The organism is Acidobacteriota bacterium (genome assembly GCA_009861545.1).
GTDB lineage: Bacteria > Acidobacteriota > Vicinamibacteria > Vicinamibacterales > UBA8438 > WTFV01.
Genome location: VXME01000113.1, coordinates 1 through 10,497 on the forward strand (window position 1 = coordinate 1; position 10,497 = coordinate 10,497).

Annotated in this window: 11 protein-coding genes and 2 pseudogenes; 7 read left to right on the forward strand and 6 right to left on the reverse strand. The window is 73.6% G+C overall.

Features of this window, described 5'->3' with window-relative positions; all coding sequences use genetic code 11:
* Window positions 1-1,115 precede the first annotated feature (1,115 nt).
* The 4 genes and pseudogenes from F4X11_18270 (at window position 1,116) to F4X11_18285 (ending at window position 1,799) form a co-directional block, all read left to right on the forward strand.
* Window positions 1,116-1,199 (forward strand): annotated as a pseudogene (locus tag F4X11_18270) (hypothetical protein).
* A gap of 36 nt (window positions 1,200-1,235) precedes the next feature.
* A complete protein-coding gene (locus F4X11_18275; protein ID MYN66951.1) occupies window positions 1,236-1,484 on the forward strand; it encodes a hypothetical protein in 249 nt (82 codons plus the stop codon).
* Window positions 1,485-1,532: pseudogene (locus F4X11_18280) on the forward strand (hypothetical protein).
* Between the two features lie 87 nt (window positions 1,533-1,619).
* Window positions 1,620-1,799 carry a hypothetical protein gene (locus tag F4X11_18285; GenBank protein MYN66952.1) on the forward strand — a complete coding sequence of 60 codons (180 nt, stop codon included), beginning with the start codon at window positions 1,620-1,622 and terminating at the stop codon, window positions 1,797-1,799.
* Here the strand turns inward: F4X11_18285 and F4X11_18290 are convergent.
* Complete coding sequence (locus F4X11_18290; protein ID MYN66953.1) at window positions 1,794-1,991, reverse strand: hypothetical protein; 198 nt, start codon at window positions 1,989-1,991, stop codon at window positions 1,794-1,796. The genes F4X11_18285 and F4X11_18290 overlap by 6 nt on opposite strands.
* Before the next feature lie 257 nt (window positions 1,992-2,248).
* Here F4X11_18290 and F4X11_18295 point away from each other — a divergent pair, with 257 nt between their 5' ends.
* Complete coding sequence (locus F4X11_18295) at window positions 2,249-2,485, forward strand: hypothetical protein (GenBank protein ID MYN66954.1); 237 nt, start codon at window positions 2,249-2,251, stop codon at window positions 2,483-2,485.
* 7 nt (window positions 2,486-2,492) lie between these two features.
* On the forward strand, window positions 2,493-3,179 hold the full coding sequence (locus F4X11_18300; protein ID MYN66955.1) for a hypothetical protein: 687 nt from the start codon (window positions 2,493-2,495) through the stop codon (window positions 3,177-3,179).
* 225 nt (window positions 3,180-3,404) lie between these two features.
* Here the strand turns inward: F4X11_18300 and F4X11_18305 are convergent, their stop codons facing one another.
* The 5 genes from F4X11_18305 to F4X11_18325 all read right to left on the reverse strand — a co-directional run bounded on the left by F4X11_18305 (window position 3,405) and on the right by F4X11_18325 (window position 9,632).
* Window positions 3,405-3,596 (reverse strand): hypothetical protein, encoded by a 192-nt coding sequence (locus F4X11_18305; protein MYN66956.1) that lies wholly within the window; start codon window positions 3,594-3,596, stop codon window positions 3,405-3,407.
* 9 nt (window positions 3,597-3,605) lie between these two features.
* Entirely contained in the window at window positions 3,606-3,908 is a 303-nt protein-coding gene (locus tag F4X11_18310) for a hypothetical protein (protein ID MYN66957.1), read from the reverse strand.
* Window positions 3,905-4,594: a hypothetical protein gene (locus tag F4X11_18315; GenBank protein MYN66958.1), complete on the reverse strand. Its 690-nt coding sequence runs from the start codon at window positions 4,592-4,594 to the stop codon at window positions 3,905-3,907. The genes F4X11_18310 and F4X11_18315 overlap by 4 nt, the downstream gene beginning before the upstream one ends.
* Before the next feature lie 25 nt (window positions 4,595-4,619).
* Window positions 4,620-8,687 (reverse strand): hypothetical protein, encoded by a 4,068-nt coding sequence (locus tag F4X11_18320; GenBank protein MYN66959.1) that lies wholly within the window; start codon window positions 8,685-8,687, stop codon window positions 4,620-4,622.
* A gap of 87 nt (window positions 8,688-8,774) precedes the next feature.
* Window positions 8,775-9,632, reverse strand: a complete 858-nt coding sequence (locus F4X11_18325; protein ID MYN66960.1) for an RDD family protein — start codon at window positions 9,630-9,632, stop codon at window positions 8,775-8,777.
* A gap of 96 nt (window positions 9,633-9,728) precedes the next feature.
* On the opposite strand from F4X11_18325, the gene F4X11_18330 reads away from it, so the two are divergent.
* Window positions 9,729-10,238: a hypothetical protein gene (locus F4X11_18330; protein ID MYN66961.1), complete on the forward strand. Its 510-nt coding sequence runs from the start codon at window positions 9,729-9,731 to the stop codon at window positions 10,236-10,238.
* Window positions 10,239-10,497: the final 259 nt, after the last annotated feature.

The following is a 10,497-nucleotide window of genomic DNA, read 5'->3' on the forward strand; positions in this document are numbered from 1 at the left end:
GGCGGCTACAGCGGCCCGAGCGGCGGGCGGATGAGCACGTCGATGACCGGGTTCTACCCGTGGGTGGGCTACCAGGTCAACGACCGGGTCTCGGCGTGGGGCGTGACCGGCTACGGCACCGGCGCGCTGAGCCTGACGCCGGACGGCCAATCGGCGCTGGAGACGGGCGTGTCGATGGCGATGACGGCGGTGGGGACGCGGGGCGAGCTGATCGGCTCGCGGGCCACCGGGGGGTTCGCGCTGGCGTTCAAGGCCGACGCGCTGTGGGTGGGCGCGGCCAGCGACCTGCTCGACGGCCCCACGGGCCGGCTGAACGCCTCCGAGGCGGGAGTGACGCGCGTGCGGACGGCGCTGGAGGGCTCGCGGGGCTACACGCTCGGTGGCGGCCGGCTGTCGCTGACGCCGAGCGTCGAGGTGGGGCTGCGGCGGGACGGCGGCGACGCCGAGACGGGCGCGGGCATGGACGTGGGCGGCGGCATCGCCTTCACCGACACGGTCACGGGGCTGTCGCTGGACGTGCGGGTGCGGACGCTGGTGGTGCACCAAGCCGAAGGGTTCACCGAGCGGGGGATGTCGCTGTCGCTCGGGTGGGACCCGACGCCGTCGAGCCCCTTGGGCCTTACGGCGCGCGTGGCCCCGTCGTGGGGCGGGCAGGCGCGGGGCGGGGCCGAGGCGCTGTGGGGCAGCCAGATGGCCTACGGCATGGGTTCGCATCAGATGTACGGCTCCGGCGACCGCGTCGACGCGGAGGTGGGCTACGGGCTGCCGGTGGGCGGCCGCTTCGTGGGGACGCCGAAGGTCGGGCTCTCGACCTCGTCCTACGGCCGGGACTACCGGGTCGGCTACGGCCTCGGGGTGCTGGAGCAGGGGAAGGTGAACTTCGAGCTGGGCGCCGAGGCGCAGCGGCGGGAGAGCCCGATGGAAGGCGGGACCAGCAACGGGTTCATGGGGCGGGCCACCCTGGGCTGGTAGGCCGGGGTCTGCGAGTTTGCGCGCTCCGAGCGGCGGCAATCCCGGGGGCCTGGGCGTCCTGCTGGAGGGACCAACTTGGTGGAACGCTACGGTGGGGACGCATTGCCGGGGACGATCTAATCTGAGGCGGCCGGGGCGATGACCTGCTCGACGCCGGCGATGGCCACGACACGCTGATAGACGGACCCGGGGCCGACGCTCTGATCGGCGGGCCCGGTGTCGACACGGCGGACTACAGCGGCGCGGCCAGCCGCAGCGTCAACATGTCGCTGGGAACCGGGGCCACCTGGTCCGACGGCGACGGCTGGCCCGACGACGCGGTCGGCGACACCTTCTCGTCCATCGAGAACCTCGTCGGCACGAAGTTCAATGACTGGCTGGCCGCGGGCGCCGGCGACAACCGGTTCGAGGGCCGGCGCGGGAACGACTGGCTCTTCGGCCGCAGCGACCAGGACACGCTTTTTGGCGAGGAGGGCCACGACTACCTGTTCGGGGGCGGGCCGACGACGTAACTGTACGGCGGGGCCGGCGCCGACGACCTGTTCGGGGAGGCAGGCAACGGCGGGCTGTACGGCGGCGATGGTCCCGACCGCATCGAGGGCGGACCCGGCTCGGACACGGTCACCCATGCCGTCGCGGCGGCCGAGGTGAAGGTACGCCTCGGTGAGGCGGCTGCCGGTACGGGACAGGACACGATCGAGGTCGTCGAGATCGTGATCGAGTCGAATGGCGACGACACGCTCGGCGGCCACGAGGCGGCGAACCTGTTGGCCGGCATGCGCGGCGATGACGCGATTGCGGGCGGCAGCGGCGCGGACACACTATGAGGCGGCCGGGGCGACGACACGCTGCACGCCCGACCCGGGCTGAACCGCTTGACCGGCGGGCCGGGTCGAGATCGGTTCGTGTTCGACGAGACGTTCGGCGATGCGGTGATCACCGATTTCGCTCGCGACCGGATCGACTGACCGGATCGACTGACCGCATTCGGTTTCACTCGCTGCGAGTTCGAGCAGCACGTGACCATCGAAGAGGAGAGCCTCCTGATCGACGTAAGCGGCGACCTGATCCGCGTGGAGGTCGGCGTCGAGGTGGACCTGGAAGACTTCGTGGGATAGCCCGCCTGGGGGTGCTGGAGCAGCGGGAGTCTGGGCTTCGAGCCGGCGCCGGGGCACACGTCACACGAGCCCGACGCTGCGCGGTACAGACATCGGGCCGTCGGCCGCTCCACGCTGGGCTAGTTACTGGGCCGCGACGGAACCCGGACGCACGGTGCATGGACAGCTTCAAGCATCTGGCGGACAGACACCGCGCCGATGACGCGGGAAACCCGGTCGCCTGCACGTGCGTCGACTTCCGCGAACCGCCGGAGTGGTTTCTGATCCCTGCCCTGCAGGAGGCGTCGGCGCGCGGCGGCCCCGGCCCAGGCGGGCTGGCGGCGCGCGCGATGCTGACGCCCTTCGCCACGCCGAGCCGCACCGGCTGCGGCCGGCGCCTACGGCCGGGGTCCTGAACCAGCGATGAGCAAGGGCAAGCCACCGGCCCCCAGCCGCCGCGGAGCGGCCGCCGCCGCCAGACGGCCCAAGGACGTCGTGGTCATCGCCGGCGCCCCGCTCAGCGGCGCCGAGCGGTGGATGCAGGCCTTCGCCCCGCATCTGCCCGTCGACTGCTACAACCCAAGACGTCTCGCCGAGAGCCTCGGACGAGCCGACGAGCCGTACATTCAGCACAGGGCGCGGGCGATCCTGGTGAAGCTGGTCGACGACAACATCCGCAACCAGCAGAGCCTGGCCATCGTCAGCGAGCTGCACGGCGACCCGTGGGCCACCGGCTGCCTGGACCGGTTGCGCGAGGCCGGCTACCGCATCCGGCTGCTGCTCATCTATTGCGAGGACGCGGTGCTGGCGATGCGCGCGCGCCACCGCAACCTCGACGCCGACGCGCTGGTCGAGCGCCAGCGCAAAGTCATCGACCAGGCGGCGCTGCAGGCCGCCAAGGGTGCGCGAGTGGAGCTGCTCCACAACCGCAAGGGGCCGCCGCTGCACACGCACACCATCCAGGACGGCGCCATCCTGTACCAGCACAAGCTCACGTTGCGCCCCGATGTCGCGTGGAACCAGTACCGCAACGAGATCGCACAGCGCATCCTGACGGCGAGGCCTTCCCGGGGAACTCGCCCATCCGGTGGCAAGAAGCCGCGGCCGTGAACTGCCCCGCGCACCGGACCGGCCGGCATGGCGGCCGGCCCGGTCCCGCCGGCCGCCGCGTCGAGCATCGCCCGCCGAGCCCTTGCGGGACGTGCCATGCTCACTTGTCCAGCTTGCAGCTCCAACCCGCGCCCTGCGCATCCCGAAGACCCCGCAGGCGTGCGCACGCAAGCCGCCTCCGAGGCGGCGCCCAAGCGGCCTCCGCCGATGCGCGAACTCCCGCAGTCACCAGAGTCCGTCGAGAGCCGTGACGCCCAGGTGCCAGATCACCAGGCCCAGCCCGAGAAGAAGGAGAGCAGGAACCACAAGGGCAGCCAGGCCGACGACCAGCATGCCGAGCCCCGCGCCCAGGCGGGCGAGAGCACGCGCGGGAAGCCCCGCGATCCGCACGATGCACCGCCGCCACCGGCGTCGCACGGCGCACCCTCAGGGCTGGAAGCCGCCGCCGTCGGCGACGCTCCATACGAGCATGGAGACGACAGCCGTCGTCGCCGCAAGGACCGCCGCCCATACGGGAGGGAGAAGGCCCGCAACGACCCACATGGCGAGGAAGAGCGCCGCCGACAGCAGTGCCGCCTCAAACCGTGTCAGCGATCCGGGGTCGAGGTGACCGGCGCCGGCCCACGCGGCGAAGGCGAGCCCGGAGACCGAGGCGGCGAAGATTACCTCCAGGAGCACTGCCGCCACCCGCGCAGGCCACGGCGGCGTCGGCTCCGAGGGCCCGGTCACGAACGCCCCCGCGCCGCGTCCCCGCGGTCCTGCCCGACATCCGAGTCGAAGCACGTCAGCCGCGCGAAGCGCTCCGGCGCGCAGCCGCCGAACACCCGCTGCAGGACCCGCGCCTCGGCCTCGTCCACCGACAACGCCCAGCTCTGCTTGACGACGAGCCAGCGCCAGACGTACCAGCACGCGTTGCGTTCAGGAAGGTACTGCGACGGGTCCCCGCCCGCGCGGCGCAGGATCTGGTCCGCGTGCGCGATGGTGAGGTTCAGCGTGTCGGCCACGAACTCCGGCATCTCTTCGATGCTGAGGCCCGACGCGAAGGCCTCGGCCGCAGGCACGACATGCGCGACCGAGACCCGGTTCCGGTCGCGCAGCACCGCGATCTCGCCGCCGATCGGCCGGCAGGAGAACGCCGTCCGGTCCATGAGCAGCTGCCGGTAGACCTCGCGCTGCAGCGCCCGGGCCCGGACCGCGGGCGGCTCGTGGAAGCCCGCCGTCGAGTACGCCGGGCGGAGGAGCAGCTCGACGCGCACGTCGAAGCAGGCCCGGCCGCCGAAGCTGCAATCCGGCACCTGCGCGCCGGAGAACGCGGCGGTTCGCGACGGCGGCGGCACGAACACCGCCGCCGCGACGCACAGCCCCAGGGCGGCAAGCGTCCCCAACGACCGGAGCCAGAGGATCCGCGAGAGCATCGATCACCTCCTGACACGGGCCGCGCTACCAGGCGCGCCCGAAGCGGAACGCTATCGACGACTTGCCGGACCAGCCGTCCGCATGGCCCAGGCCCCGCTCGCCGGTGACCGAGACGCGCGCCCCGGAACCGAAGCCGTAGCCCGCCTCCACGCCCACGAGCGGCCGCGCGTCGAAGGCCGTCCCCGCCGCATGCGGGAGGAACGTGGAGTAGAGCGGCGAGCCGCGCGGCGCGCCCACCGGGCCGGGATAGCCGTACGCCGGCCGAAGGGCGATCGACCAGCCCTCGGTGGTCTCGGCGTGCCCCCAGCGGAGGACGCCGGTGACCGCCGTCTCGCGCCGGTGGGCACGCGAGCCGGGTTCCGCGCCGCGCACCGCCCCGGCAAGCTGGACGCGACCGCTGAGCGCCGCCGACACCCGCGAGCCGCGGCCGGCGATGCGCACGTCGCCGACCAGGTCGTAGGAGTCCATGTGCGAGCCGACCCGACTGAGCCAGCCGATGTCGGGACCGGCGTCCCAGCGCCGGACGAGTCCGACCGAGAGCCGGCGCCCGCCGGTCTCGTCGACAGCGACGCCCAGGCGGGCCGCGACCCGCCGCCGCATCGCGCCGGCGAGCTTGCGGGAACCGGCACCCCGCCCCCCGGGAAGCCGGGTCACGACGTCGAAGGCGTCGGCGTCGACGTCCAGCACGGCATGGCCGAAGCGAAGCGCCGTCAGCGAGGCGCCGCCGGCGAACAGGCGATAGGACGGCGAGCCGGCCGCCAGCTCCGGATGCGGCTGATAGCCCGGCGAGGGTCTCACCGAGCTCCCCAACGAGAGGCCGAAGGCGGTCCACAAGCGCACCCGCGAGTGGGGCGTGACCCCGGCGTAGGGCGCGACCAGGTGCCAGCTGACGGCGTTGTCCACGGCATCGCGGGCAGGATCGACGTCCTCGATCCTCGCGAGGTCGCCGGAGAACCGGCGGCTGTAGGAGCCTGTCAGGTAGCCGTACAGCGCGCCCACTTGCACCGGACCCAGACGCCGGTCAGCGCCGCCGAGGACACTGAGCAGCGACGTCCGCACCCGAGACTGGTCCGCGCGCAGGTCGGAACTGACGCGCCGCCCGCTCCGCAGCCACGCCGTCCATCGCGTGTCGCCGTCCCGGTTGCGGGACCGGAACCACGTGTTCGGGCTGCCCTGGAACGCCAGGCCGTTTACGAGCCCGGCCCCCGCCGCCGGCCCGGGCCGGGCCACGTCCCTGCGCATCGCGGACCACCCGGACGCCGCAGCGCCGGAAACCGGAGGAGGTCCGAAGGCGGCATCGGGCGGCGCGCCCGGCGGAGCAAGCGACCGCAGGATCCCGGCGAGCCTCCTGAGCGACGGCCGCACGGCCGCGCCGAGATCGCGCCGCCCGGCCTCCCGGTGCGGGCCGGCGCACCCGGCCGAGCGCGAGCACGAGAAGCGGTCCGACAGCGCGTCGGCCACCGCGGTGCCCATTGCGCGTCCGAGCCGGGCGAAGGCCGCGTCGCGCCCGGCGGCCAGCTCGCGCCGCTTCTGGAAATCGAGCACCACCAGCTCGACCGGGACGATCCCATGCACGCCGACCGACACCAGCAGGAGGACGGTCTCGTCGGCCTCGACGAGCTGGTCGGCGTAGACGCGCACCACCACCGCGCCGGCATGGTCCTGCGGGGCGAAGATCACCGGCTCCGGCGCTCGCGAGGCGAGCGTCACGTCGTGCGGCACGGATGCGCCGGCATCGGCACCGGGAGCGAGGCTGACACGGGCCTCGAACGTCCCGCTCGGCAGCCCGCAGACGCCGCCCGTCTCCCCCGGCAGTGGCCCAAGACGGGCCGCGAGCGGCACGGCGACGTCGATCCACGGCGCCACCTCCGGATCGGGCTCCTCGAGCACGACGCTGTGCGCCGGTGACGGACAGATCTCGGCGCCCGCGCCCCCCACCCAGAGCGTGGCGCCGCCGTCGAGCACTTCCTCCTGGTGGTCGTCGTCGGCGATCTCGACCCTCTGAATCGCGGTGAACGCCGGCCACGAGATGCCGTCGATGAGGGCGTAGACGAGCAGGTAGAAGTACTCCCGCGGCTCCTCGGCGACCAGGTCCGGCAGCACGGCCAGCGTCAGCGGATCCGCGTGGTCGAAGACGGCCAGCTCGCCCTCGCGGAAACGGACCCGCCGGTCGAACCCCACGAAGTCCCGGCCGGCCAGCGCCGTGCCGTCCATCGTGAGGATGCGGTAGGTGTAGGCCTCGGAGTGCAGTTGCGCATCGGCGAGGCGCGCCACGATCGGTAGCGGCGGCTTCGGCCGGTCGCCCTCGATGAGCGGCAGATCGCCGGGCACCCCGATGTCGAAGACCACAAAGCCGGGGCCGTGGATCGCGACGTCGTCGTCGCTGATCTCGGCCACGGCGGTGACGCGGGTTTCGGGCCGGCCCTCCAGATGCGCCCAGATGGTGAACAGCTCCACCGGCTCCGGGACGCCATCGGCGAGGATCTCGGCAAAACGCACGACGGCCCCCGGCCGGCCCGCCGGAACGACGGTGCGCCCGGCGTGGCCCTCATAGTCGACCCCGGGAACGGCGCTGCCGGAGATGAGCTCCGTGCCATAGACGATGGTGGTGGCGTCGGCGTTGTTCGGCCGCCGCAGCTCGACCACGGCATCGAGGAACACCGGCGGGTCTCCGGCGTCTGCCTCCAGCAAGGAGGGAGGGGCCAGCGGGCCGAGGCCGGGAAACTCGGTCGCGTCGCGAATCTCGACCGCCCACTGCACGACGCGGAGGCGGCCGAAGGCGGGCGTGTCCGAGATCTCGAACCGCAACAGCAGGTTCTCGGCGCCCTCGACGAACCCATCGGCGCAGATGCCGAGGACGACGTCGCCGACCCTGTCGAGGTCGTCGGGCTGCACCACGAACTCGCCGGCGCCGTCCACGAAGTCCGCGCGCGGGTCGGCGCACGACGCCCCGCCGGCCGCCGACGCGGAATGCGCCGCCCACCGCACGTAGACCGGCGGCCGCGGACCCGCCCGCCCGTCCCCCTCCTGGGGCGGCTCGCCCGTCACCCGCGCCACCAGGTTGACGTAGGAGACGCCTTCGAGCGGCTCGGCGACGGCGAGGGGGAAGACCTGGAGCGCGATGTAGCCGAGGACGTCGCCCGCGCCGCCCGGACCGGGGCCCGCCGCGTCGTTGTCCGCGATGGTCCCCAGCGCGTTGACGTGCAGGAGGCCGGGGTCCCTGCCCGCGCTGCACGACGAACCCGCCACGACGAAGTAGTCGACCAGGAACTGGAACGTCTCGGCCGCCTCGACCAGGTCGTCGTCGTGGGTCGCAACGGCCACCGTGTACCCGCCGCCGACGCGGATGAAACCCTCGGACGCTTCCGGGGCGTAGTCGATCCCGGCCTGCGCCGACCCGTCCGCCGTGTGCCAGCGCACGCACAGCGAGAATCCGTCCGGCACCGGGGAGGGCACGAGGCTGAAGACCAGCGCGGCGCCCTCTTCTCCCGACGCTCCGCCGACCGAGACGCCGCCGCTCGGCGTCACGCCCGGCTCGTCGTCGTCCTCAATGGTGCCAATCGCCGTGGCGGCCACCGGAGCGGCGAGCTCCGGCGGACAAGAGGCGGCGCTGCCGTCCTCCGGAGGACGGACGACCTCATAGCGCACCACGAGCGACAGGCTTTCGGCCGGCTCCTCCTCGGCGTCGTCCATGGTCGACACGGGAACCGAGAAGCCGCCGGTCGTGACGGCCAGCGGCGTCTCGCTCCGCACCGCCCGGTAGTCCTCGCCGGCCGTCGCCGTGCCGTCGGCGCTATGCCAGACGGCGCACACGGCGGCGCCGGCCACAACGCCCTCGGCCACCACCCGGAAGGCGAGCGTGCCGCCCTCGACGGCGGCGGCATCGGCGACGCTTACCGAGACGGCGCCCTGGGCCGACACGGCCGCGGGCGCGAGCAGCAGGGCCAGCACCGCGAGTGCGCACAGCGCTCGACGCAGCATGAGCCCCGCTCGAACGGCGGACCGCCGCGCGGGCCGGCTGCCGAGGGCGGCCGCCGTCGGAAGGAACCCGGCACCCGGCAGGGCGAGCACGAAGGGCGATCGGCGCGGCATGAGGTCTCCCGCAATAGAGGCCCGTTCCCGGATCCGGCCTGCGATGCCGAACCATCGGACAGCGAACCGTACCGACGCGCCGCCGCCTCACGGCTTCTCGGAAGCCCCGCCCGGCGTCCCCGCCCCTGCCCCGGCGGGCCGTGGCGCAGTGCCGGCGGTCCCCGAAGACACCGGTTTCGAAGCGCGGGAAGTGCTGGCGGCCTTCCGCCTCCGGCGTCCGGCACGGGCTGCTCGGGCGGCGGCGGCGGCCGACGGCACCTCGGGAACGTCGTAGCCCCTCAGCACCGACGGCACCGGCGCCCGGGCGAACGTCCACGCGGAGTCCCCGGCCGCCCGGTCCAGGCACGGCTCCGGCGCCGGATGCGCCCGGACGACGACCGCGCCGGCGATACGGTCGTGCAGCCACTGCCCCCCGCACGACACGGTGCGATGCAGGAAGAACGGCAGCAGCAGGGCCGCCCAGAACACGCACAGGACCACGTAGTCGGCCAGGCCGTCGAAGCGGCCCACCGGCCACGGGTCCGCGAACTGGCGCACCCCGGTCAGAACGAACGCCAGGCATGCGCTGCCGCCGATGCAGGCGTCGAGGACGGCGCGCCGCAGCACGGCCCGCGCGATGCCCACCGGCCCGCCGTCACGGCCGGCCACCACCAGCAGGCCGCACAGGCGTTTGCCCGCCGAGGCCCCGAAGCCCTCCAGCAGCGCCGTGTGCGCCCACTGGAATCCCATGACCAGCGTCACGTACCCGGTCATCCCCGGCCGCAACCGGCCGCCCGAAGCGACTCCGGCCGCAACAGCGACCAGGCCCACGGTCGCGGCCACCAGGAGGAGGAGCCCGAAGTCGACCGCGGCGGCGATGAGCCGCCGGTCTGTACACTCCGGCTCGCCGGCATCGAACGCACCGGCGATACGGCGCGGTGTCTGAACCAGTTGCGGATCGGGCATCAGCGGCCGATAAGCAGGAAGAGCGCCTGTCGCGCAGACCGAATGGTAGGGACCACTACCTCGCCTGCCGGAACCCCGGGACGCGCGAAGCCCGGGTTGCCAGACGGCGAGAGACAGTGCCCGCGCTGCCCGGCGCGCAAGCGCCGGGACCGCCGCTTCTGTCCGGCGTGCCGCCGCGCGCTGGCGCAACGGCTGCAACGCGCACGCGCCGACCCGCAGGGCGGCCACTACACGAAGGCCGATCCCTGTCCCGGCCCCGCCGCGGCAGCCTTCGCGGCCGAGTGCCTCGGCAACGGGCGGCTGGGTCGCGAGCCTGCCCGCGGCGCCATGCGCTGCCGCGAGTGCCAGGCGGCCTGGGAGACCAGCCGCGAAGACGCCGCCAAGCGGCGTCCCGGCCGCGCGATCCGCCTTCTCGAAGACGACCGGCTCTGGAAGGAAAGGCTCCGGAAGAACACCGAGCGGCTGCTGCGGGAGCGTGACGACGCGCGCGTCGCCGCGAAGCCGCGCCTGCGCACCGTGCGCGAGCAGGACCACCTCGGCCGGCTGCACACCGTCACCAAGATCGATCTGCGCGCGGCGCGCCACGACCCGCCTGTCCGCCCGTAGCAGCCCGCTTCGCCCGGCACGCGACCGCACTCTCCGGGTCGCACCCCGCCAGCCTCTTGAAGAGACCTCCCGCGACAGGTGCGGCGCGCTCACACCCGACGCCCGCTCGCACCCGGCGAGCGGCAAACCGTAGCCGGCCCGGAGCAGAGCCGACCCGCACGGCGAAACAGCAACCGCACAGGAGCGCCGGACGGGTTTCAGTCTCCACAGGGGGGATCGGACGGGCAGGCAAAATGGGTGGACGGGGGCGGGTCGGGCG

What these genes read in the sequence shown, in the direction of transcription:
- F4X11_18275 (MYN66951.1), top strand. Translation starts at nt 1,236, where the DNA reads ATGTCGCTGGGAACCGGGGCCACCTGGTCCGACGGCGACGGCTGGCCC.
- F4X11_18295 (MYN66954.1), top strand. Translation starts at nt 2,249, where the DNA reads ATGGACAGCTTCAAGCATCTGGCGGACAGACACCGCGCCGATGACGCG.
- F4X11_18300 (MYN66955.1), top strand. Translation starts at nt 2,493, where the DNA reads ATGAGCAAGGGCAAGCCACCGGCCCCCAGCCGCCGCGGAGCGGCCGCC.
- F4X11_18315 (MYN66958.1), bottom strand. Translation starts at nt 4,594, where the DNA reads ATGCTCTCGCGGATCCTCTGGCTCCGGTCGTTGGGGACGCTTGCCGCC.
- F4X11_18320 (MYN66959.1), bottom strand. Translation starts at nt 8,687, where the DNA reads ATGCCGCGCCGATCGCCCTTCGTGCTCGCCCTGCCGGGTGCCGGGTTC.
- F4X11_18325 (MYN66960.1), bottom strand. Translation starts at nt 9,632, where the DNA reads ATGCCCGATCCGCAACTGGTTCAGACACCGCGCCGTATCGCCGGTGCG.